We start from the raw sequence: 23,867 nt of genomic DNA on the forward strand, positions 1-23,867 counted from the left end.
ATATCATGAAAAAAGCATTCCTATCTCTTTTTTTAATTTTCTTAGGTTGTCTGTCAACTCAAGTTATTATTGCCCAAACAGCTAGTAAGACGCAAAAAACCCCAGTTGATATTGACTATAAAGTATCAGAAAATGACGTTGCTAAAACATTAAAATATTTAGCTTCGGATGAACTGGAAGGAAGGGAAACCGGAAAAGAAGGAATGGTAAAAGCGGCGGATTATTTAGAGCAGTTTTTTAAAGACAACAATGTAAAACCTTATTTCAAATCGTATCGCGATACATTATCCACTTTTAAGGGAACCGCTTTTAATATCGTCGGTTTTGTTGAAGGCAACGATCCGGTTCTTAAAAATGAATTTATAATGCTAAGCGCACATTACGATCATATTGGCTTGGATAAAAAAGGAGTGAAGGGAGATTTTATAAACAATGGTGCCAATGATGACGCTTCAGGAACAACTGCAGTTGCTGAAATGGCAAAATATTTTAGCATAGCCAAAAACAATAAGCGAAGTATTCTTTTTGTATTTTTTGCAGGAGAAGAAAAAGGGTTATTAGGTTCTAAGCATTTATCCAAAAAACTGAAAGCGCAAGATTTTAAATTGTATGCTCAATTCAATATTGAAATGATTGGTGTGCCAATGAAAAGAGCGTATCTAGCTTATATTACTGGTTTTGATAAATCCAATATGGCAGGTAAAATCAATGAATATACTGGAAAAAATACGATTGGTTTTCTTCCAAAAGAAGCCGAATATAAATTATTTTACAGATCCGATAACTTCTCTTTTTATGATGTTTTTAAGGTGCCTTGCCAATCAGTGAGTACATTCGATTTTGAAAATTTTGACTTTTATCATCATGTTTCGGATGATTTCAAAGCGATGGATATTCCTCACATGACTTCTTTTATTCAAGAATTATTACCCGCTGTAACGCAAATGGCAAATACGCCAACACAAGAAATCGTATTGCTTAAATAGTTTTAGAAACCGGCTGATTCATATTATACGCTAATATAGAATAGTCATTATTATTGAACTGAAAATCCCCAATAATGGTCCATTTTAGTTTTTCGGTATGCGCTTTCATAGACGGGATATTTATTTTATTGATAAATGTCAAACCCAACGCATATTTTTGTGTCATGTGTGTTCTCATGAATTCAAACAGTGGTTTGATCAATCCCCTGCCACGGTATTCCTTGTGAATGCAAATGGGTCCGTATTGAAAACTATTTGTTGTGGTGATTTTAAAATCTAAAAAGTGTAATTCAGGAAACAAGGAGCTCATGTAATTGAAAATGGGCCATTGTTGGAAAAACTCCCAACTTCCTGCAAAAATGTAAGCAATGATTTTGTTGTTTTTCTTGGCAATAAATAATTCTGATTTTTGAATAACTTCGGTTAGTTGTAGTATTGAAAATGGCGTAGTAACAAATCCAGAAATTTTTTCTTCTTCGGATAAATTTACTACAAGATACAATTCTTGTAATACCAATACTCCATCAATGTCACTCATTTTTGCAGTTTCGAATTGTATGCTTTCGGTCATTTTTCTTGAAATCTGATGTTAATTTGGTTTGTCAAAAATAAGTAAAATTCCTGAAATTTTTAATTTTTATTGTAACAACAATCCTTTGCCTAAAGCCTTATTTTTTTGTCGTTTTTGTTTATTTTTGCAACATGAAAAATATTATCATCACAGGAACGAGTAGAGGAATAGGATTTGAATTGGCATTGCAATTTGCCAATGCGGGACACCAAGTACTAGCCATATCCAGAAAGATTCCTCAAGCTTTATTGGGCAACGAGAATATTATCTGTCTTTCAGTTGATTTGTCCAATGAATCTGAATTAGTGAAAGTAAGTGATTTCCTTTCTAAGTCTTGGAAACAAATAGATGCAGTCATTCATAACGCCGGAAGTTTATTGTTGAAACCTTTCTCAGAAACGACTCAGGAAGATTTCGAAAACATCTATAAGGTCAATGTTTTTGGAGTGGCTAATTTGACTCGAATTTGCCTGCCTTATCTGCAAAAAGGAAGCCATGTAGTAACCATAAGTTCTATGGGTGGGATTCAGGGAAGTTTAAAGTTTGCTGGATTAGCAGCGTATAGTTCAAGTAAAGGAGCCGTGATTACGTTATCAGAGTTATTAGCTGAAGAATATAAAGAACGCGGGATTTCTTTCAATGTTTTGGCTTTGGGTTCCGTGCAAACAGAAATGTTGGCAGAAGCTTTTCCGGGATATCAAGCGCCAATATCAGCGGGTGAAATGGCTAATTATATTTATGATTTTACTTTAACTGGAAATAAATATTTCAATGGTAAAGTGTTGCAAGTTTCTTCTACGAATCCTTAATTTATAACTCACGTCTATTTTGAGCGAAACCTTAGCCAGATTTATTCCAGAGCATGCGGTAAAACCCGTTTTTGAACTTATTGTTGCTAATCAAGTGCATCTTAAGATTGTCAACGAGCGTCAGACACGTCATGGTGATTATCGAAAAGGCTTAAACGGGAAGCATGAAATCACGGTAAATTCAAATCTCAATAAATACAAGTTTTTGATTACGTTGATTCATGAAATATCGCATTTGGTTGCGTTTGAAAAGTTCGGCAGAAATATTAAGCCGCATGGGGACGAATGGAAATATTCTTTTCAACGGTTGATGATTCCTTATATTCGACCAGAAATTTTTCCGAATCATTTGTTGCCTTTGTTAGCTCGACATTTCAAAAATCCTACAGCCAGCAGCGATACTGATGCTACTTTGGCATTAGCCCTGAAACAATTTGACCAGCAAAATGACAAAAACTATGTATTCGAAATCCCATACGGTAGTGTTTTTCGAATCCAAAACGGAAAGATATTCAAGAAAATTGCCGTAAGAACTAAGCGCTTTGAGTGTCTGGAAATGAGTTCTGGAAAAACCTATTTATTCAATCCTAATGCTGAGGTGGAGTTGTTGAGGTCAAGCTAGCTTTTTACGCTTTCAAATACGCTTCACGTACTTTTTTGAATAAATTTGAAGAATAAACAAAGGCGACAACAGCCTCATTATCGGTTCTGAAAATTTCTTCTTTGTTTCCTTCCCAGGCTTTTAAACCATCTTTCAGGAATAGAATTTTCTCCCCAATTTCCATTACGGAGTTCATATCATGTGTATTGATAACCGTTGTCATGTTGTATTCTTCAGTGATTTCTTTGATAAGATTATCAATCAAAATAGCTGTATTTGGGTCTAAACCAGAGTTAGGTTCATCACAAAATAAGTATTTGGGGTTGTTTACAATGGCGCGGGCAATAGCAACGCGTTTTTGCATTCCTCCTGAAATTTGCGAAGGGAGTTTTTTATGGGCGTCAGTAAGATCGACTCTTTTTAATACAAAATCTACGCGCTGCTGAATTTTTGCTTTATTGTCTCTAGTGAACATTTTTAATGGGAAGCCAACATTTTCAGCTACAGTCATGGAATCAAATAAAGCACTTCCTTGAAAAACCATTCCAATTTCAGTGCGAAGTTCTCGTTTTTCGTCAGACGTTAATTCCGAGTAAATTCGACCATCAAATGAAATTGTTCCAGATTCTGGAGTATGAATGCCTAAAAGACTTTTGAGCAAAACTGTTTTTCCGGATCCACTTTGTCCAATAATTAAATTGGTTTTTCCGGTTTCAAAAACCGTAGAAATACCTTTAAGAATTTTATTTCCACCAAATGATTTTTCTATGTTTTGTACTTCTATCATGATCCTAGTAACAACTGTGTTAGTATATAATTGAATAGTATTATGGAAACTGATGTCCAAACAAAAGAAACGGTACTGGCTTTACCTACTTCAAGCGCACCGCCCTTCATATAATAGCCATGAAAAGAGGGGATTGTGGCCAGTAACATGGCAAATATCAGTGTCTTTATGAATGCATAAACAATGTGGTACGGGATGAAATCCATCTGTGTGCCATTTATAAACTCAGTACTAGAGATAAAACCACCATAAACGCCTGCCATCCAGCCTCCCAAAACTCCCAGAAACATAGCAATTCCTATTAAGAATGGGTATAATAATAAGGCGATTATTTTAGGAAAAACCAAGTAATTTAAGGAGTTTACACCCATCACCTCTAAGGCATCAATTTGTTCGGTAACCCTCATGGTTCCTATACTGGAGGTAATAAACGAACCCATTTTTCCGGCCATAATCACGGAGATAAAAGTGGGTGCGAATTCTAATATTACGGATTGTCGTGTCGCAAAACCGATAAGATATTTTGGAATTAATGGGTTAGTTAGATTTAAAGCAGTTTGTATAGCAACTACACCTCCAACAAAAAAAGAGATAAAGGCAACAATACCAAGAGAGTCAATGATTAGATCATCAATTTCCTTGAAAATTAAATTTCTCATCACAGACCATTTGGTCTGTTTATTAAAAATTTCTCTCAGCATTAGGAAGTATCTTCCTATCTGTGTTATATATCGAATGAGCATCATAAGTTTTGCGAATATGGGCTAAATTACAAAAATTGTAAGGAGTTATATCTTTCAATTTAGCAGTTTTTGATTTTGGAAGCTAAAAAAGCTTTTCCTTCATTTTTTTTAAACGATATTTTCTAATGAATTTTGCTTGTTCTTCTGTAACTAATAATGGAGTTTTAGCTGCTTTAGCTTTCCAATAACCGCTGATGTAATCTACAAATAGTAGCGGTTTTTTCTTCATTATTGCCAGCTTTGCCGAAGCGATGGAAGTGATTAAAAAGCCGTAGCCTAAAGTATAAAATGCTTCGCCTTGTTTGTAACGTGCAGTTTTATTGTAATTGGCGCCAGTTGGTTTTAGGTGTTTTACCAGTAATGAAGTGTCCGTAATGACTTTCCATCCGTAAAATTTACATAGTAATTCATCTACGGTGTCCCAACCCATTGCCGGTTTTAAATTGCCTATTTGCTCGAAGCATGCTTTTCTATAGGCTTTGAATGCGCCACGAATATGGTCTTTGTCAGTAAGATTTTCCAGAATCCATGTGCCATTTTTTTCGATATAAGCAAATCCGCCTGCCATTCCTATTGTTGCATCTTTTTTGAAAATGTTTAAAATAGTTTCAAAATAGTTGTTGGGCAGAATTAAATCGGCATCCAGTTTCACGATTACGTCATAATTTTCATCTAATGTTTCATAACCTTTGTGAAAGGCCTGAATAACTTTACTTCCCGGCAAATGAATTGCTTGGGAGGTTTTAGTGACCAATGTGATAAACGGATTTTCTTTGGCAAAAGCCATAACGATTTCGGCTGTTTTATCAGTAGAATTGTCATTGACTACGACTACTTTTTTGGGCAAAATGGTTTGCGAAATCAAAGAATTTAGCGTTAAAGCAATAAATGCTTCCTCGTTATGGGCCGGAATAACAATGTAATAATTCATTTAAAAATTTTTAGATTTTAGATTTTAAATTTCAGATTAACGATTTGTTGCAAGTCGTTAATCAGAAATCAGAAATCAGAAATCGTTAATCTACAATCTTAAATCTATTTGATTTTTTCAGCGTAAACAATATAATATCGGTTGGCAAACTTTCTTAATAAGGGACGAATTCCAAATTTTTTAACGGGATTGGTCCATTTTTGCCGATCTATTATCTTCCAGCCTGTTTTTTCTAATAGCCAATCGAGTTGCCAGTCTTCAAATTCGTGGTAATGCCTATCCCAGAGGTCTGTTTTACTGCGGTAAGCTGGAGAAAACCACAGTCGCAATGGTATAGAAATAAAAAGTTTATCCGATTTTATTTCGTTTAAAATAGTGAAAGGATTTAGTAAATGTTCAAAAATTTCGAAAGCGGTTACAACCTCTTTTTGTTCTCTTAAAAATACGGATTGGTCCTTGTCTAAGTCTTCTCCGGTTGTGTTTGTAATTGTAAATCCTTCGGATTTCATGATTTTAGAGAAAGGGTTTTCAACGCCTAAGTCTAAGATGGTCTCTGAGGAGGAGACATGTTTTTTTAGAAATTCTAAAGTATGTTTGAATCTTTTATTGGGAAACGTTTTTTCGTACATGTTTTTTTGATTTGTCCGCTGGGGAACGAAGGCACAAATATAGTAATAAATGTGTTTTTGAAGATTGTTTTTTAGCCCGGATGGCAATGAAAATCCCGGAGCTTCAAAATGTAGTTTTTCAAGGTGCAAAAAGCGACTAAAAGAAGCTTTACTGCACCTTAGAAAAACAAGTTTTGTAGTGAGGAATTGTAAAGGACAGCCGGATTAGCTCCTGATTACAATTTCCTAAAAAGAATTAATATCGGTAAATAAAGGCGTTGATGTTCATTCCTGCTCCAACAGAGGCAAAAATCATAACATCTCCTTTGTGTATTTCCTGATTTTCTATTTTGCCTCGGATGAGCAGGTCAAAAAGAGTTGGAACGGTAGCAACACTGCTGTTTCCCAGTTCATGGATACTCATGGGCATGATGTCTTTAGGAACTGTTCTGTCGTATAATTTGTAAAAACGCTGTATGATTGCTTCGTCCATTTTTTCGTTAGCCTGATGGATAAGAATTTTTTTGACATCATCAATACCTAGTCCACTTTTGTCTAAACAACTTTTCATGGCTGCAGGGACATGATTTAATGCAAATTCATAGATTTTACGTCCGTACATTTTTATGTAGCGAATGTCCGGATCTAAATCAGGATTGTAGGATTTTCCAAAGAATAAATAGTTGGCTTCGTCATTTGCATAGGTGGCACTTTCATACGCTAACAAACCGGTGTCATCATCTGAAGCTTCAATGATAGAAGCGCCGGCACCATCTGAGTAGATCATGGAATCCCTGTCATGCGCATCGACTACTCTGGAAAGCGTTTCTGAACCTATAACCAAGCAACGTTTTGCCATGCCGGATTTGATGTAAGCATTGGCTTGAAGTACGCCTTCGATCCATCCGGGACAGCCAAAAAGGATGTCGTATGCAACACATTTTGGGTTTTTTATTTGTAGCTTGTGTTTGACACGTGTGGCTAAACTTGGAAGCATATCGGACTGGCTTGTGCCGTATTTTACATCACCAAAGTTATGAGCAAAGATGATGTAATCTATTGTTTCAGGATCAATTCCAGCATTTTTTATTGCTTTTTGAGCGGCAAAAAAAGCGAGATCGGAGGAGTTTAAATGATCCTCTGCATAGCGCCGGTGTTCAATTCCGGTAATTCCCTTAAATTTATTAATGACTACTTCGTTTGGATAACCAAAAGCGGTTCCATCTTCGTTTAAAAAAACATGTTCGCCAAAATCTGTATTGCTTATTTTTTTCTCAGGAATATAACTTCCTATTCCAGCTATTTTTATTTTCATTGCGTTAATTTTCCAAAATTTATGCTAAATTAATCATTAAAAAATTAGTACGGTCACAATATTTACTATGCACGCATATAATTGTGAAATAATAATTTATTGGCTAAAATATTAATTTTTTTATTGTAAAAGGAATGTTTTGATGCGATTTTTATTTCTTACTTCTTTTAAGTTAAAAAAACTGCTTTTTTATTTTTTTTATCAAAAGATTGCTTCTGGTCAGATAATTTTTTTGCGCAAAAAAAATGTCTCGATTTCTCGAGACATTTTGTAGTGGTTTAACTTTCCATATAGGCTTCAATTGGTGCGCAGGAACAAACTAAGTTTCGGTCTCCATAGGCATCATCTGCTCTTCGTACGGTTGGCCAGAATTTATTCTCGGCAATATAATCTAATGGGAAAGCGGCTTGTTCCCGAGTGTAAGGAAAATTCCAGATATCAGTAGTTAGCATGGCTAATGTGTGGGGCGAATTTTTCAAAACATTGTTTTTGTCTTCTAATGTTGCGTTTTCAATTTCTTTACGGATTGCAATCATGGCATCACAAAAACGATCTAACTCTTCCAGGTTTTCACTTTCTGTAGGTTCAATCATTAATGTTCCTGCCACTGGGAAAGAAACCGTAGGTGCATGGAAACCGTAATCCATCAAGCGTTTTGCAATATCAGTAACTTCAATTCCTTTTTGTTTGAAAGGGCGGCATTCTAAAATCATCTCGTGTGCGGCACGACCCATTTCTCCAGAATACAACGTATCATAATGACCGTTTAGTTTCTCTTTAATATAGTTGGCGTTTAAAATGGCATATTGAGTAGATTGTTTCAACCCTTCGGCACCTAGCATACAGATATAGCCGTAAGAGATCAAGCACACTAATGCGGAACCCCAAGGTGCGGCAGAAATTGCTGTTATCGCGTTTTCTCCACCAGTTGGAATTACAGGATTAGTAGGTAAAAACGGCACTAATTGTGGCGCAACGCATATAGGTCCTACTCCTGGTCCGCCGCCGCCGTGAGGAATCGCGAATGTTTTATGTAGGTTCAAGTGACATACATCAGCGCCAATAGTTGCAGGATTTGTCAATCCAACTTGCGCATTCATATTCGCACCATCCATGTATACTTGGCCTCCGTTACTGTGTATCAATTGTGTGATTTCTCTAATGGCACTTTCAAAAACTCCATGAGTCGATGGATAGGTTACCATCAAACAGGCAAGATTGTCTTTGTGTAAAACTGCTTTTTCGCGTAAATCTTCTACGTCAATATTTCCGTTTTCCAATGTTTTAGTTACCACTACTTTCATTCCTGCCATCGCTGCTGATGCAGGATTCGTTCCGTGTGCGGATGATGGAATTAAAGCAATGTTTCTGTGGTGATCTCCTCTTGACTGGTGGTACGCACGAATCACCATTAATCCGGCATATTCGCCTTGAGCACCTGAATTAGGTTGTAATGTTGTTCCTGCAAAACCAGTAATGACGTTTAATTGTTGTTCTAATTTAGCCAACATTTCCTGATATCCTTGCGCTTGATCAAGTGGTGCAAACGGGTGAATGTTATTCCATTGTGGCATGCTTAACGGCAACATCTCTGAAGCGGCATTCAGTTTCATGGTACAAGACCCTAATGAAATCATCGAGTGATTCAACGCTAAATCTTTTCTTTCTAACATTTTGATGTAACGCATCAAAGCTGTTTCTGAGTGATGTTTATTGAAAACATCGTGTTGTAAAAACGTTGATGTTCTGTTTATGTTTTCAGGAAAATGATTGGTTTTTGATAACGTTTCAATCAGTGTAAGCGGAGTCCCATTTGCAGAAGCGAAAACAGCAATAATTTTATTCAAATCAGCAATGCTTGTCGTCTCGTTTAAGGAAATTGAAATCGTATTATCATCAATGTAATAGAAATTAATTTCGTTTTCTTCTGCAATTGTTTTTACTTTTTTAGCGTCAGCCTTGATGACAATGGTGTCAAAGAAAGCAGTGTTCATTTGCTGGAAACCAGATTTTTCTAATGCATTAGCCAATGTCGCTGCTGAAGCATGTACTTTATTTGCAATATATTGCAATCCTTTTGGTCCGTGATACACGGTATACATTCCGGCCATAACGGATAATAATACTTGAGCGGTACAAATGTTAGAAGTCGCTTTATCCCGTTTGATGTGTTGCTCACGGGTTTGCAACGCCATACGCAAGGCGCGGTTTCCATCCGTATCAACTGTCACGCCGATGATTCTTCCCGGCATGCTTCTTTTATATTCGTCTTTTGTTGCAAAATAAGCGGCGTGCGGACCACCGTATCCTAGCGGGATTCCAAAACGTTGTGTTGTTCCAAGAACAACAGCAGCGCCTATTTCTCCGGGTGGTGTCAATTTAGCCAAACTCAAAATATCAGCGGCAACAGCTACTTTTATTTCGTTTGCAGCTGCTTTAGCGATAAAGGCAGTATAATCATGTACTTGCCCAAATTTTCCCGGATATTGAAGGATTGCTCCAAAATAGTCCGATGAAAAATCGAATGTTTCATGGTTTCCTAGTACTAATTCGACACCAATTGGCGTGGAACGTGTTTGTAAAACGGATAAAGTTTGGGGTAATATTTCTTCAGAAACGAAGAATTTATTGGTGTTATTTTTCTTTTGATCCCGAGAACGAACGTCAAAAAGCAGTGCCATTGCTTCTGCGGCTGCAGTTCCTTCATCTAATAAAGAGGCATTCGCAATTTCCATTCCGGTTAATTCGATAACCATCGTTTGGAAATTCAAAATGGCTTCTAAACGGCCTTGCGCAATTTCGGCTTGATACGGCGTATAGGCAGTATACCATCCTGGATTTTCAAATACATTTCTTTGTATCACTGCAGGAATAATTGCGGCATTGTATCCTAAACCAATGTAGGATTGAAAAACTTTATTTTTATTCCCTAATTTCTGAATGTGATTTGCAAACTCATATTCGGTCATTGCAGGTTCTAAATCTAAATCAGATTTTAAACGAATGTCACTTGGAATCGTTTCCTGAATCAATTGTTCCAGCGTTGCTGCCCCAATTGTCTTTAACATGTGTTCTAAATCATTTTCTCTAGGGCCAATGTGTCTTAATGCAAAAGCGTCTGTTTTCATTGTATATAAAATAGGTTGTGTGTTTCTTGTTTTAAAAGGCTGTAAAATTAAATATTAATATGCTATTAATGGCCTTTTTTAATCGGATTTTCTGTGAATTTTTCAACTAAAAGCCGTTCTTATTAACACTTTGATTAATTTTGTCTAATGAGGTTTTTTAAACAAATATTCGATTTTTATATTAATAGTAGTATTCACGTGGGTTTATCGTGTTATGCTTTGGTCCGAATGACGCACTATATGTTCCACATTCCAGTAGGTGAACCAGTTGCTAATTTTGTTTTTTTTGGAACTATTGTGGGGTATAATTTTGTGAAATACGATGCTTTGGCTCGATCCAAAAAGATAAAAATGCGCAAGGAACTAAAAGGGATTGCTTTGTTTAGTTTTTGCTCCCTTCTATTTGTAGGCTATTATTTCTTTATGCTGGAACGAGTGACGCAAATTACCGCTATTGTTTTTTTGAGTATTACCTTGTTGTATACGCTTCCTTTTTTTCCAAATAAAAAAAATGCAAGAAATTGGGCTGGTGTCAAAATTTATATCGTAGCATTGTGTTGGGTGGGTGTCACGCTAGGACTCCCAATTTTAGATGCGGGCATCCCAATAACCATAGATTTCTATCTAAAATGCATGCAACGCTTTGTCTTGATTTTTGTATTGGTGCTTGTTTTTGAAATCATTGATATGGCACATGACGATCCGCATCTTAAAACCGTACCCCAACAAATAGGAGCAAACCGTACCAAAATATTGGGACTGTTACTTTTGATTCCATTTTATTTATTGGAATTTTTTAAAAGTAATTTAGATAAAGATCAATTGATTGTAAACTTCATTTTAGTACTGATGATTTCATTATTTTTGATTTTTGCCAATGAAAAACGATCAAAATATTATACTTCTTTTTGTGTTGAAAGCATTCCGATAGTTTGGTGGTTGTTACTTTTATTATTTTAAAAAGCACTTAATTGGTGAGTACGTTCACTAATAATAGTATTAATTTGGTGAATAGGATATTTTTCTAGTGTTGATTAAAGATAATTTTCGAGAATTTTTGAAGTAGTTTGGTCTTTGTGTACGTAGTGTGTTGGTTTTTACTGTTTATTTTCAGACAAAGCTTTTAATACTTTGTTTCTTTCGAGGATAAAAGGAATAAGGGGTTTTTAGAAACCAAAATATTTACCGCGCCAGGTAACCGTTTCATTGTAGTTAATTAATCCGTAAGTAATTCTTTTCCGTAAACGCCTTCGAAATCAATTACTGACTCGTTTTTCGTTACTTCAAATTGTTGCCATCGGGGATGCGTGACTTCGTATTCAAAAGTTGCATTTTCGTTGATTTTGGTATACCCAAAATAATGCTCCGTAATGAACTCAGCTTCGGAATCCGGTGCAATTGCAATGGGATTTTTTTGGGTTGTTACCTGAATCGTATTCCATTTGTTTTTTACTTTCCATTGGTATATAAATTCTCGGGAGTTTCCATTGACTTTCAAAACGTGTTTCATCGGTAGCGTTCTATAATGCTCATTGTAAAACGTATTTGCAACAAGTGTAATAGTATGTTTTGGGACAATTTTGCTGATAAAAACGGCACCTCTTTTCCATACACCATTTTCAAAACGCTTAACGTAAAAACGAAGATTGACCTCTTCAAAATCAGAAAGAAACGGGATCTTCATTCCTAAAACGCGCACGTTTTCGAACAAGAAACCAATAAAACTAACATAACATTTGCCGTTCCATCAATCGATTTCTGTTCCTTTTGGGACATATTTCTCTAGAATTTCCGGATTGACCATATAATTAATTCAGGGCTAAATTATTCCACTCGGCTTATAAGAAACTCATTTTTTTGTTGGTTTTAATTTTTTGTAGGTATGTGAAATACTATTGAAAAAACCCGAAGCCTGTTACTTCAGGTTTTCAATAAGTTTTTTCTAAACCAATCCTGCTCTTCGTAACAAAGCTTCCGGTTTTGGTTCCTGTCCTCTAAAGCGTTTGTACAAAATCATAGGGTGTTCTGTTCCGCCTTTTGAAAGTATGTTTTCTTTGAATTTGGTGGCCACTTCTGTATTAAAAATACCTTTTTCTTGGAAATATTCAAAAGCATCAGCATCCAGCACTTCGGCCCATTTATAACTGTAATAACCCGAGGAATACCCGCCTTGAAATATGTGTGAAAAAGAAGTGCTCATCGCATTTTCTTTTACTTCAGGATACAATTGTGTGGCTGCAAATTGTTCGGTTTCAAAAGATTTGATGTCTTTGATGTTAGATGGATCTTGTGAATGCCAACCCATATCTAATAATCCAAAACTCAATTGGCGCATCGTTGCCATACCTTCTTGAAAACTCGCGCTTTCCTTAATTTTATGAACTAACTCCATCGGAATCATTTCGCCGGTTTGATAATGATAGGCAAACAACGCCAAGGCCTCCGGTTCGTAACACCAGTTTTCCAGAATCTGACTTGGCAATTCTACAAAATCCCAATATACTGAAGTACCGGACAAACTTGGATATGTCGTGTTGGCTAACATTCCGTGCAACGCGTGACCAAATTCATGAAATAAAGTTGTTACCTCGTTAAAAGTTAATAAGGATGGTTTTGTTTCGGTAGGTTTCGTGAAATTACAAACAATAGAAATATGAGGTCTTTCGTTAATTTCTTTTTTAACATATTGCGATTTAAAAGAAGTCATCCAAGCTCCGTTTCGTTTGCCTTTTCTTGGAAAGAAATCAGCATAAAACACCGCAACTAATTGATCGTCTTCATCTTTTACTGCGTATGTTGTTACTTCTTCATGGTATTTATCTACTTCGTAAACTTCTTCAAAAGTAATTCCGTATAATTTTTGCGCTACTGCAAAAGCACCGTTCAAAACTTTTTCTAATTGAAAATACGGTTTTAAAATTTCATCATCCAAATTGAATAATTGCTGCTTCAATTTCTCCGAATAATACGCACCATCCCATTTTTGAAGTTGCTCGATTCCGTGAAGCTCTTTTGCAAAAGCGGTCAATTGTGCAAATTCTTTCAAAGCTGCCGGTTTGGCTTTTTCTAATAAATCATTCGAGAAGGTTTTTACTTTCTCCGGACTTTCGGCCATTCTTTCTTCAAGTACAAAATGAGCGTGCGTAGCATAACCTAAAACTTGCGCTCTGTCAAAACGCAATTTGGCGATTTTTAGTACAATTTCCTGATTGTTAAATTCGTTATTTTGAAAACCTTTGGCACCAAAAGCGATTGCCATTTCCATGCGTAATTCCCGATTGTCGGCATAGGTCACAAACGGAACATAACTAGGATAGTCCAATGTGAAAATCCATCCTTCTTTTTCTTGGCTTTTAGCCAATGAACGAGCGGCTTCGATAGTTCCCTCTGGCAAACCGGCTAAATCTGTTTTGTTAGTAATATGCAGTTGATAGGCCTGTGTTTCGGCCAAAACATTTTCGCCAAACTGCAAGCTCAATTTTGATAATTCTTTATCAATTTCTCGCAATTGATTCTTTTTATCTTCCGGTAAATTCGCTCCATTTCTGGAAAAGCTTTTGTATTTTTTGTCTAAAAGCGTGGTTTGCTCCGGATTGAGATTCAGTTTTTCTCGTTGCTCATACACTGTTTTTACTCGTGCGAATAAATCCGGATTAAGACGCACATCGTTGCCAAACTCAGAGAGCAGAGGCGAAACTTCCTGAGCGATTTTTTGAATTTCGTCATTGGTTTCGGCTGAATTCAAGTTGAAAAAGATGCTTGAGATTCGGTCCAAAACATCGCCGCTGAACGCTAATGCTTCAATCGTGTTTTCGAAAGTGGGTTTTATCGGATTTTGTACAATCGCATCGATTTCGGCTTTTGCCAATTCGATTCCTTTTTGAAAAGCAGGAAGGAAATCTTCATTTTTAATTTTCGAAAAAGGTGCAGTATTGTACTTTGTATTGAAAGGGTGTGTTAGGATGCTCATTTGTATTTTGTAATAAAAATAATTTGATGTTTAAAGAAATCAAAGGTACGGATTTAATAAAAAAAATGTGTTTGTCCAAGGAATTGATTTGGGCCAAAATAGCGGATTCAAAAGTGTTATTTAAATGTTATTTATTTCGTTTGGCAGTAATAAAGCCTTAAATTGTAAAAAATGATTGGTTTTGTAAAAAATGAATCGAAAAAAATATAATAAACTAAAAGAAAAGATGAATTATCAAATTACAATAAATAGAGCGAATACTGTTGATGAGGTTGAAGAATATTGGACAAATGAGGATTATATAAAACTCTTGGGAAAGTTTGATTATCCGGATGCTGCTGATGGGGATGCTGCCAGTTTAAGGGAATTATTGTTTATGGCAATAAGTGATTTCGAACCAAAAGATGCCGCTGCAATACTATTGGAATACAAATTATCAGAAGATTTGAATGAAGGTCAAATTCAGCAAATTTCAAACGATATGCTTTTAGATAAAGTATGTGAAGAATATCCCGAAATTGGATTGCATTCAACATTGTTTCATATCAATCAATTGCTTTTCAAAGCTTACAACGGTACTTTTCCTAATGCAAAAGCGACGATTGTTGAATGCAGTTTGGTCCCGGTCGAAGGTGAAAATGAAAGCGAATTGACTAAAGAAAATATTCTGAAATTATTAAACAACGGTTTGTCTGGCAGTAATTTGATCAAAAGATTGTTCGATCTGCCAATGACTGAAAACGTCCCTTTTTCGGAAGCGGAAGATATTTTATGGGATGTTAAGACCACGGATAATGTGAATTATACGATTACAACTTCTGAATACTGGTTAAGCAGAGAGGACATTATTGCATCAGAATTTGAAGGAGTTCTTGAAATTGTTGTTGATGCAGAATAAATTATTTCACTATTTGAATTCATAAAAAAAGCTCTGTAATGGAGCTTTTTTTATTTTTGGAGGCTTTGGGAAGCGATATTGACGGCTTCTTTCAATCCGGTTTTGTACTTAATTACTTTCTCTAGGACACTTTTGTTGTGACTTCCTATGATTTGAGCGGCAAGAATACCTGCGTTCTTGGCGCCATTTAAGGCTACGGTTGCTACGGGAACGCCACCTGGCATTTGCAGAATGGATAAAACGCTGTCCCAGCCATCGATTGAATTACTGGATTTTATAGGAACGCCAATTACGGGAAGTGGCGACATTGAAGCGACCATTCCGGGTAAATGTGCCGCGCCGCCAGCACCGGCAATAACCACAGAAATACCACGGGTGTGTGCGTTCATGCTAAAATCAAATAATTTTTCAGGCGTTCGGTGTGCCGAAACGATATCGACTTCAATTTCGATTTCAAATGCTTTTAGGATATCTATGGCTTCTTGCATGATCGGCATATCTGAGATGCTTCCCATTATTACGGCTACTTTCATTGTTTCTTATTTAAAGATTTAAAGATTTAAGCATTTAAAGATTTTTGAGAAATTCAATTTAATTAATTTTTTGAATTTTTCAATCTTTAATTTTTTCAATCTTTTAATTAACTTATCACTCTAATCGTATTCTTTACATCCTCAGCAATTCTTCGGGCTTCGTTGATGTCTTCATTTACGATGGTTACGTGTCCCATTTTTCTAAAGGGACGTGTTTGTTTTTTTCCGTAAATATGTGGCGTAACACCATTCCATCCCAGTATTTTTTCGATGTTTTCGTAGACTACATCTCCTGAAAAACCTTCTTCGCCCACTAGATTTACCATGATTCCGGCTACTTTACTGTCTGTATTCCCTAAAGGCAAATCTAGAATGGCACGCAAATGATTTTCAAATTGCGAGGTATAACTGGCTTCAATCGAGTAATGACCTGAATTGTGCGGGCGTGGAGCCACTTCGTTCACAAGGATTTCATCGTCTTCGGTTTGAAACATTTCTACGGCTAATAATCCCACATGATTGAATTTTTTAGAAACATTCAATGCGATAGCTCTTGCTTTTTCGGCTACTGTATCATCAATTCGAGCTGGGCAAATCACATATTCTACTTGGTTGGCTTGGGGATGAAATTCCATTTCTACCACAGGATACGTTTTTATTTCACCGGAAGGATTGCGACAAACGATGACAGCTAATTCTTTTTTGAACGGAATCATTTCTTCGGCAATGCATTCTACATTGGCTAAATTATCCAAATCCGAAATGTGTCGAATCACTTTTACGCCATTTCCATCATAACCAAATTCCGTACATTTCCATACAAACGGTAGTTTTGTTTTCGAATCCAGAATATCAACAACGAGACTTTTTAAATTGTGAAATCGTTTGTAATTTGCGGTTGGGATGGCATGTTGAATGTAAAAATCTTTCTGAATTCCTTTGTTTTGAATGAGTTTCAACGTTTTTGGCGAAGGAAATACCTTTAACCCTTCTTCTTCTAGTTTTACCAAAGCTTCCAGATTGACTAATTCGATTTCAAAAGTCAAAACACTTACTTTTTTACCAAAGTTATATACGGTTTCAAAATCCATTAAATCCCCTTTGAAGAATTGGTCACAAGCTATTTTGCAAGGTGCTTCATCACTTGGATCCAAAACATAGGTTTGTATGTCGAACTTTCGGGTGTCAAACAATAGCATTTTGCCCAGTTGTCCGCCACCGAGAATTCCTAATTTGAAATCAGAAGAAAAATAATTCATGGTGTAATTGTATGTTTGAGCAAAGATACTTTATAATGATGGAATCCGAAAACACAATTTTATTTTCTTCGGAATTTTTATTATAACTTTTGTTGCTTTCAATACATTTTGAGGTCCTTTTATGTGAAATTTACTTAAAATTACAAATTAATTCTCATTTATCAATTCACAAATCCGAATTCTGTATCTTTGCACATTATTTTAAAAACGAAAATAATGATACAACTTCACGACAAACAATTTGTTCCGTTTATTTCTGCTAAAGAAATTGATTTTGCCATTGCTAAAATGGTGGCGCAAATAGAAGATGATTTCGCTGATGAAATACCAGTTTTTGTAGGTGTATTAAACGGAGCTTTTATGGTCGTTTCTGATTTTATGAAACAGTATAAAAAACCATGTGAAGTATCTTTTATAAAAATGGCTTCTTATGAAGGAACTTCTACCACAAATGAGGTAAAACAATTAATCGGATTAAATCAGGATTTGACTGGACGTAGCGTTATCATACTAGAGGATATTGTAGATACCGGAAATACTTTAGTGGAACTCAAAGAATTATTCAAAAAACAAAATGTAAAGCATTTCAAAATAGCGACACTTTTCTTCAAACCAGAGGCATACACAAAAGATATCAAAATAGATTATATTGGGATTCGAATCCCAAATAAATTTATTGTAGGTTTTGGTTTGGATTATGATGGTTTAGGAAGAAATTTATCCGAAGTATATAAACTAAAAGAATAATTACCAACACATTATGACTAACATTGTTTTATTTGGAAAACCAGGAGCAGGAAAAGGAACTCAAGCAGAATTTTTGAAAGACAAGTACAAATTAACGCATATTTCCACGGGCGACGTATTTCGTTTTAATTTAAAAAACGACACAGAATTAGGCAAACAAGCAAGAGTTTATATGGATGCAGGGGATTTAGTACCGGATGAATTGACGACAAAAATGTTGATTGATGAGGTAAATAAACATCCAGACACAAACGGAATTTTATTTGACGGATATCCAAGAACACTATCACAAGCCAAAGATTTAGATGCATTTCTTGTTTCAATTAGTTCGACTGTTGCCGCAACAATTGCACTCGAAGCTGATGACGAAATCCTGGTACAACGATTGTTAGAAAGAGGAAAAACAAGTGGCAGAATTGACGATCAAGACGAAGAAAAGATCAGAAATCGCTACCAGGAATACAACGAAAAAACAGTGCCATTAATGGATTATTATCAGGGACAAGGGAAATTTCACGCAGTAAACGGAATTGGTACCATTGCAGAAATTACCCAAAGAGTAAGTAACGTTATTGATCATTTATAGGAGCAGTTCCAGTGGTACGTTGTAAGTCCTCGAAATTTTTTTTTCTAAGTCCTAAAAAGGAGCTTCCTTAGGTCGCTCTTTTTTGACAAGAAAAAGGTTTTTTTTGCGGGATTTTCACTGTTATCTGGGCCATAAAATTGAGGTTACAAACAACCGATTTCAAAACAAAAAATGGAGGAATCACATTTTAATACACAAACGAATCAACTAAGAAATTGGAAATACTAATAATATTTTTTCTAATACTGCTTAATGGAATTTTTTCCATGTCAGAAATCGCATTGATTTCGGCACGTAAAAATAGATTAGAAACTTCTGCAAAAAAAGGGAATAAAAATGCTCAAATTGCATTGGAATTAGCCAATTCTCCAAACAAATTTTTATCAACCGTACAAATAGGAATTACCTTGATAGGGATTCTAACCGGTATTTATAGTGGGGATAAAATCACATTTGACGTCGAAACTTACATCAATAATTTTGAGATACTCAAACCGTATGCCCATTCTGTTTCTGTTGGGATTGTTGTAGTGGCTTTAACTTTTTTTTCTATGGTTTTAGGGGAATTACTGCCAAAAAGAATTGGTTTAAATCATCCGGAAAGCATTGCAAAAACAGTGGCATTACCCATGAAAATTATTTCGGTAATTATGGCTCCATTCATTTGGATGTTGACGCATTCAACGGAATTTTTGTTGAGTATTTTACAAATAAAACCAACAGCTGACGGCAAAGTTACAGAAGAAGAAATTAGAGCGATTATCAAAGAAGGAACTGAAGGAGGCGAAGTTCAGGAAATAGAGCAAGATATTGTGGAACGCGTTTTTCATATTGGTGATCGGAAAATAAATTCTTTGATGACACATAGAAAATCAGTAGTTTTTCTACCTTTTCATGCAGATAAAGAACAGGTTAGAGAGTTTATGCTTAAAGAGTTGCATTCTATTTATCCTGTTTACGGTGAGAATTATGATGATATTATAGGGGTTGTTAACCTAAAAAATATTTTTGCCCATTTTGAGAACGAAAATTTCAATTTGGCTGATATTATGACCGAAGCTCCCTTTATGATGGAGCAAACCACGGCGTATGTAGCGTTAGAGAATTTTAAAAAAACCGGAATACATTACGCATTTGTATCTGATGAATATGGTGTTTTTCAGGGTGTTATTACACTGAATGATATTCTGGAAGCGCTGGTTGGTGATGCTTCGGATTTTTATAAAGATGATTTTCAGTTAATTGAAAGAGAAGATGGAACATGGCTGGTTGACGGACATTATTCGTTGCACGATTTCTTGACGTACTTTGAGTTAGATGAACTAATCAATGATTATGAAGTTACTACGGTGAGTGGATTAATAATGACGGAACTATCTCATATACCCAAACAAGGAGAGAAATTAATTTGGCAAAAATTTGAGTTAGAAGTTATCGATATGGATGGCGTCAAGATTGATAAAGTGATGGTGAAAGCCTTAAAGGGTTAAAATTTGGTTTAAAGTTTAATGTGTAAAGTTAGTGTGCCGCTAATCTTTAATCTTTAAACTATAAACTTTTAAACAAAAAAAAATGACTGAAGGGAATTTTGTAGATTATGTTAAAATATATGTTTCATCCGGAAAAGGAGGAAAAGGATCTACGCACTTGCACAGAGAAAAATTTATTGAAAAAGGAGGCCCTGACGGTGGTGATGGTGGTCGTGGTGGCCATGTATATTTGGTAGGAAATAAAGCACTTTGGACATTGTTTCACCTAAAGTTTGCCAGACATATCAAAGCCGGTAATGGTGGAGATGGAAGTGGAGACAGGAGTACCGGTGCAGATGGTGACGATAAATTTATCGAAGTGCCGCTGGGTACTGTTGTAAAGGATAAAGAAACGGGAGAAATATTATTTGAAATTACTGATGAGGGTGAAAAACAAATTCTTTCTCGCGGTGGGAAAGGTGGTTTAGGTAACTGGCATTTTAGAAGCTCAACAAATCAAACCCCCAGATATTCTCAACCGGGATTGCCTGGAGCAGAGATGGATGTTATTTTAGAATTAAAAGTGCTGGCTGATGTAGGTTTGGTAGGTTTTCCTAATGCAGGAAAATCAACATTATTGTCAGTTTTGACTTCTGCAAAACCAAAAATTGCCGATTATCCGTTTACTACCTTGAAACCAAATCTTGGTATTGTAGCCTACAGAGATTTTCAATCTTTTGTAATTGCAGATATTCCCGGAATTATTGAAGGAGCAGCCGAAGGAAAAGGTCTTGGACATTATTTCTTGCGCCATATTGAACGGAATTCAACTTTATTGTTCTTAGTTCCAGTGGATACTCCGGATATCAAAGCGGAATATGATATTTTGGTAAATGAATTGACAAAATACAATCCCGAAATGCTTGACAAAGAGCGTTTGCTGGTGATTTCTAAATGCGATATGCTTGATGATGAGTTAAAAGCAGAGCTAAAAGTAGAATTAGACGTTGCTTTCAAGGATGTTCCGTATATGTTTATTTCTTCTGTGGCTCAACAAGGTTTGACAGAATTAAAAGACAAGTTGTGGAAAATGTTGAACGACTAATTTTCATAAATTTCACAAAAAAGGTGTTCTTTTAGAACACCTTTTTTGTTGCCATAATTTAAGAATTAGTTACTGTTGTAGGTGTCAAATAAGAACTGTAATGTGTCAGGGACTGTATTAGCTAGTATATTAGGCGTAGGAGTATCCTTATTAAGCCAGTTTTCTATGATTAAATCAAAATTATCACCTACTTCATAAACTACTGGAACCCCCATTTTTTTTAGTGCTGCAGCATTACACTCCTGCTCATAATGATTTCGTATAGGAATGCTGAGTATTTTTTTTCTAAGATACAATGCTTCTGCGGGTGTTTCAAATCCACCACCGGTTATGACACCATGACAGTTGATTAAGCTTTGATTGAACTGTTTTTGATTTACAGGATAATACGTGATGTTGCCAATGGTATGTTTGAGTTTTACATCATTCAAAAACCAGTGAAAATTAATTTCGGAGCGTTTATTAAACGCTTTTTCTAAACAATCTTTTTGGAAAGACGGTAAATAAACCGTTATGTGTTTTAAGTCTTTTGGTTCGGCTTGTATGATTTCATCTTTAATAATTGGAGGGAGAATGAAAGAATCGTATTTCTCAAAATGCAGTCCAATATACTGTGGAGAAGGAGCATAATGTTTTAGAATTATTTCTCCCATAAGGCTTTTTTTTTCTGGTCTTGGTGTCAATTTTGACGCAAAACTAGCTTGATGTCCAAATTGTACCGAATGTACTTTCTGTAATTTACAAGCAAGAGAAGTAATTGAATCAAAATCATTTATTACAACATCATAATTTTTTAAAGGTAGAGAGCTTGCATCTTTGAACATCTGTATTGGCCTAATGTTTTTTGCAATATTCCAGTAGTTCAAGCCACCACATTTACTGTAGTGCAAGCTGCAACCGTCGCTTTTGTATTTTACTGGTAAATCAATTTTTAGGCTAGCATTATTTCCACTCATGAAGAAGTCTACAGTGCCAAATTTTTGTAAATAAGGATAAAGTTGCATAGCTCGACTGATATGACCGTTGCCAGTGGCTTGAATAGCATAAAATATTTTCATGTTTGTTATTTAGATTGGATTATAACTGATTTCTTTTAAATATGGATTTATTAGGATAAGATGATTTTTCCTCAGGGTTATTAAGATAAAATTTTGGTTACAATGTCATTTATAATTGCATCTTCTTTGTTCTCATGGTCTATATAGTCCGTTTTTTTATACTGGTAAATACTCCATTTTTCTTTTTTGTATTCCAATGCGGTAAGGTTTTCGACCCAATCACCGCTGTTTAAATACATAACCTTTCCATGTTCATTTTGTACTTCCCTCATTTGGGGTTTGTGAATGTGTCCGCAAACTACATAACTGTATTTTTTTTGAATAGCAATTTCGGCGGCTGTAGTTTCAAAATTTGACACAAAAGAGACGGCTTTTTTTACACTGTCCTTAATCATTTTAGAATAGCTTCTTTTTTCTTTTCCCAAAAGCACTAAAACCCAATTGATAAAACTATTTATCAAAATCAATAAATCATAGCCTTTTCCGCCAAGTTTAGCTAAAATTTTAGCATAACCTTTCGTAGAAGAATCGAAAACATCCCCGTGAAAAATCCAGGTTTTTTTTCCATCTAAGTCCAGGATCAATTTATCTGCCAATTCAAAATTCCCTAAAATAAAATCGGAATATTTCCTTAAAGCTTCATCATGATTTCCCGTAATATAAATAACTCGAGTTCCTTGATTCGACATTTTTATGATTTGTCGCAATACATTCATGTGTGAGGCAGGAAAATATCTTTTGCTAAAACTCCACATATCAATAATGTCTCCATTTAAAACCAACATTTTTGGCTGAATCGATTTTAAATATTGTAGTAATTCATTGGCCTGACAACCATATGTTCCTAAGTGTACATCGCTCAATACGACTAAAGGAATTTTTCTCTTTCTTTTCATAATTTGTTTTGACGAAATTAATTACTCTGTGTTATGATAATGTTTCGTATATATTATTATTACACGCTACACATATTGATTTGTTAACTTTTTTAAGATTAAAAAAGCTGTTTAATACTTTAAATTTTCCTTATTTTTGAAGCATGAAACATAGTATACTAGTTTTTTTATTGTTTCCTATTATGATTTGGTCACAATCCAATTTTGAAAAAGCGCAAAAACTCTTCAAAGAGGAAAAGTATGAGCAGGCACAAACAATATTTGAATCAATACTAAAAACGAATCCTTCAGATTTGAAGACGATAGAGTATTTAGGCGATATTGCCGGTTATTATAATTCATGGGAAAAAGCAATTACCTATTATAAAAAGCTAAAAACAGTAAAACCATCAGAAGCCAATTATTATTATAAATATGGTGGTGCGATGGGAATGAGAGCTAAAGAGAGCAGTAAATTTAAGGCGCTTGGGATGATTGCTGAAGTTAAAGCCTCCTTTGAAAAAGCCATCAATCTGAATCCAAAACATATAGAGGCGCGTTGGGCTTTGATTGAAATATACATTCAGTTACCGGGAATTGTTGGCGGGAGTGAAACTAAGGCTATGAAATATTCCGATGAATTATTGCGGTTGTCGCCTGTTGATGGATATTTGTCAAGAGGTCATATTGAGGAATATTTCGAACGATATAAAGGTGCGGAACAGCAGTATAAAAAAGCAATTCTGGCTGGTGGTTCAAAAATAAGTTACCAAAAGCTGGTTAGCTTATATAATGATAAAATGAATGAAACTGAAAAGGCAAAATCTCTTTTAGAATCCTATAATAACAAAAAGGTTCAAAGTAGTTTTTAATTCACTTGAACTGTAA

General features: G+C 35.4%; 23 protein-coding genes. 10 read left to right on the forward strand and 13 right to left on the reverse strand.

The genetic code is table 11. The features are described from left to right. Window positions 1-5: 5 nt before the first annotated feature. A complete protein-coding gene (locus tag EKL96_RS04490; RefSeq protein WP_126458725.1) occupies window positions 6-986 on the forward strand; it encodes a M28 family peptidase in 981 nt (326 codons plus the stop codon). Here EKL96_RS04490 and EKL96_RS04495 read toward each other — a convergent pair. Continuing rightward, window positions 979-1,557, reverse strand: coding sequence for a GNAT family acetyltransferase (locus tag EKL96_RS04495; RefSeq protein WP_126458728.1), 579 nt, complete (start codon window positions 1,555-1,557; stop codon window positions 979-981). The genes EKL96_RS04490 and EKL96_RS04495 overlap by 8 nt on opposite strands. A gap of 131 nt (window positions 1,558-1,688) precedes the next feature. On the opposite strand from EKL96_RS04495, the gene EKL96_RS04500 reads away from it, so the two are divergent. Both EKL96_RS04500 and EKL96_RS04505 read left to right on the forward strand, forming a co-directional pair. Next, the gene (locus EKL96_RS04500; RefSeq protein ID WP_126451771.1) at window positions 1,689-2,366 is read left to right on the forward strand and encodes an SDR family NAD(P)-dependent oxidoreductase; all 678 of its coding nucleotides are present in this window, start codon (window positions 1,689-1,691) and stop codon (window positions 2,364-2,366) included. 19 nt (window positions 2,367-2,385) lie between these two features. Beyond that, the gene (locus EKL96_RS04505) at window positions 2,386-2,988 is read left to right on the forward strand and encodes a SprT-like domain-containing protein (protein ID WP_126458730.1); all 603 of its coding nucleotides are present in this window, start codon (window positions 2,386-2,388) and stop codon (window positions 2,986-2,988) included. A gap of 4 nt (window positions 2,989-2,992) precedes the next feature. Here the strand turns inward: EKL96_RS04505 and EKL96_RS04510 are convergent, their stop codons facing one another. The 6 genes from EKL96_RS04510 to gcvP all read right to left on the reverse strand — a co-directional run bounded on the left by EKL96_RS04510 (window position 2,993) and on the right by gcvP (window position 10,479). Beyond that, a complete protein-coding gene (locus EKL96_RS04510) occupies window positions 2,993-3,754 on the reverse strand; it encodes an ABC transporter ATP-binding protein (RefSeq protein WP_126458733.1) in 762 nt (253 codons plus the stop codon). Continuing rightward, window positions 3,751-4,500: an MlaE family ABC transporter permease gene (locus EKL96_RS04515; protein WP_126451774.1), complete on the reverse strand. Its 750-nt coding sequence runs from the start codon at window positions 4,498-4,500 to the stop codon at window positions 3,751-3,753. Before EKL96_RS04515 ends, EKL96_RS04510 begins: the two co-directional genes overlap by 4 nt. Window positions 4,501-4,579: 79 nt before the next feature. Further along, the gene (locus EKL96_RS04520) at window positions 4,580-5,428 is read right to left on the reverse strand and encodes a glycosyltransferase (RefSeq protein ID WP_126458736.1); all 849 of its coding nucleotides are present in this window, start codon (window positions 5,426-5,428) and stop codon (window positions 4,580-4,582) included. A 104-nt stretch (window positions 5,429-5,532) separates the two neighbouring features. After that, a complete protein-coding gene (locus EKL96_RS04525; RefSeq protein ID WP_126458739.1) occupies window positions 5,533-6,057 on the reverse strand; it encodes a methyltransferase in 525 nt (174 codons plus the stop codon). A 235-nt stretch (window positions 6,058-6,292) separates the two neighbouring features. After that, a complete protein-coding gene (locus tag EKL96_RS04530; protein WP_126451777.1) occupies window positions 6,293-7,351 on the reverse strand; it encodes a 3-oxoacyl-ACP synthase III family protein in 1,059 nt (352 codons plus the stop codon). Window positions 7,352-7,629: 278 nt separating this feature from the next. Further along, complete coding sequence (gene gcvP / locus EKL96_RS04535; RefSeq protein ID WP_126458742.1) at window positions 7,630-10,479, reverse strand: aminomethyl-transferring glycine dehydrogenase; 2,850 nt, start codon at window positions 10,477-10,479, stop codon at window positions 7,630-7,632. A 240-nt stretch (window positions 10,480-10,719) separates the two neighbouring features. Between gcvP and EKL96_RS04540 the strand changes: the two genes are divergently transcribed. Beyond that, window positions 10,720-11,439, forward strand: a complete 720-nt coding sequence (locus EKL96_RS04540) for a hypothetical protein (RefSeq protein ID WP_317125131.1) — start codon at window positions 10,720-10,722, stop codon at window positions 11,437-11,439. A 256-nt stretch (window positions 11,440-11,695) separates the two neighbouring features. On the opposite strand, the gene EKL96_RS04545 is transcribed toward EKL96_RS04540, so the two are convergent. Together EKL96_RS04545 and EKL96_RS04550 are read right to left on the reverse strand one after the other, a co-directional pair. Then, a complete protein-coding gene (locus EKL96_RS04545) occupies window positions 11,696-12,178 on the reverse strand; it encodes a DUF2071 domain-containing protein (protein ID WP_317125132.1) in 483 nt (160 codons plus the stop codon). Window positions 12,179-12,421: 243 nt separating this feature from the next. Then, the gene (locus EKL96_RS04550; protein ID WP_126458754.1) at window positions 12,422-14,449 is read right to left on the reverse strand and encodes a M3 family metallopeptidase; all 2,028 of its coding nucleotides are present in this window, start codon (window positions 14,447-14,449) and stop codon (window positions 12,422-12,424) included. Between the two features lie 190 nt (window positions 14,450-14,639). Between EKL96_RS04550 and EKL96_RS04555 the strand changes: the two genes are divergently transcribed. After that, complete coding sequence (locus tag EKL96_RS04555) at window positions 14,640-15,347, forward strand: hypothetical protein (RefSeq protein ID WP_231507387.1); 708 nt, start codon at window positions 14,640-14,642, stop codon at window positions 15,345-15,347. A 50-nt stretch (window positions 15,348-15,397) separates the two neighbouring features. Here the strand turns inward: EKL96_RS04555 and purE are convergent, their stop codons facing one another. Beyond that, window positions 15,398-15,880 carry a 5-(carboxyamino)imidazole ribonucleotide mutase gene (gene purE / locus EKL96_RS04560; protein WP_126458759.1) on the reverse strand — a complete coding sequence of 161 codons (483 nt, stop codon included), beginning with the start codon at window positions 15,878-15,880 and terminating at the stop codon, window positions 15,398-15,400. A gap of 107 nt (window positions 15,881-15,987) precedes the next feature. Beyond that, entirely contained in the window at window positions 15,988-17,139 is a 1,152-nt protein-coding gene (locus EKL96_RS04565) for a 5-(carboxyamino)imidazole ribonucleotide synthase (RefSeq protein WP_126458763.1), read from the reverse strand. A 216-nt stretch (window positions 17,140-17,355) separates the two neighbouring features. Here EKL96_RS04565 and hpt point away from each other — a divergent pair, with 216 nt between their 5' ends. From hpt to obgE, 4 genes are all read left to right on the forward strand, one after another. Next, entirely contained in the window at window positions 17,356-17,886 is a 531-nt protein-coding gene (gene hpt, locus EKL96_RS04570; protein ID WP_126458767.1) for a hypoxanthine phosphoribosyltransferase, read from the forward strand. A gap of 13 nt (window positions 17,887-17,899) precedes the next feature. Beyond that, complete coding sequence (locus EKL96_RS04575) at window positions 17,900-18,472, forward strand: adenylate kinase (protein ID WP_126458770.1); 573 nt, start codon at window positions 17,900-17,902, stop codon at window positions 18,470-18,472. A 215-nt stretch (window positions 18,473-18,687) separates the two neighbouring features. Next, the gene (locus EKL96_RS04580; RefSeq protein ID WP_126458773.1) at window positions 18,688-19,962 is read left to right on the forward strand and encodes a hemolysin family protein; all 1,275 of its coding nucleotides are present in this window, start codon (window positions 18,688-18,690) and stop codon (window positions 19,960-19,962) included. A gap of 82 nt (window positions 19,963-20,044) precedes the next feature. After that, a complete protein-coding gene (gene obgE, locus EKL96_RS04585) occupies window positions 20,045-21,046 on the forward strand; it encodes a GTPase ObgE (RefSeq protein WP_126451789.1) in 1,002 nt (333 codons plus the stop codon). Window positions 21,047-21,111: 65 nt separating this feature from the next. On the opposite strand, the gene EKL96_RS04590 is transcribed toward obgE, so the two are convergent. Both EKL96_RS04590 and EKL96_RS04595 read right to left on the reverse strand, forming a co-directional pair. Further along, complete coding sequence (locus EKL96_RS04590) at window positions 21,112-22,104, reverse strand: glycosyltransferase family protein (RefSeq protein WP_126458778.1); 993 nt, start codon at window positions 22,102-22,104, stop codon at window positions 21,112-21,114. A gap of 80 nt (window positions 22,105-22,184) precedes the next feature. Further along, window positions 22,185-23,000, reverse strand: coding sequence for a UDP-2,3-diacylglucosamine diphosphatase (locus tag EKL96_RS04595; protein WP_126458781.1), 816 nt, complete (start codon window positions 22,998-23,000; stop codon window positions 22,185-22,187). A 143-nt stretch (window positions 23,001-23,143) separates the two neighbouring features. Between EKL96_RS04595 and EKL96_RS04600 the strand changes: the two genes are divergently transcribed. After that, on the forward strand, window positions 23,144-23,851 hold the full coding sequence (locus EKL96_RS04600; RefSeq protein WP_126458787.1) for a tetratricopeptide repeat protein: 708 nt from the start codon (window positions 23,144-23,146) through the stop codon (window positions 23,849-23,851). The last annotated feature ends 16 nt before the right edge of the window (window positions 23,852-23,867 follow it).

The organism is Flavobacterium sp. LS1R10 (assembly GCF_003968825.1).
In the GTDB taxonomy this organism is placed as follows: domain Bacteria; phylum Bacteroidota; class Bacteroidia; order Flavobacteriales; family Flavobacteriaceae; genus Flavobacterium.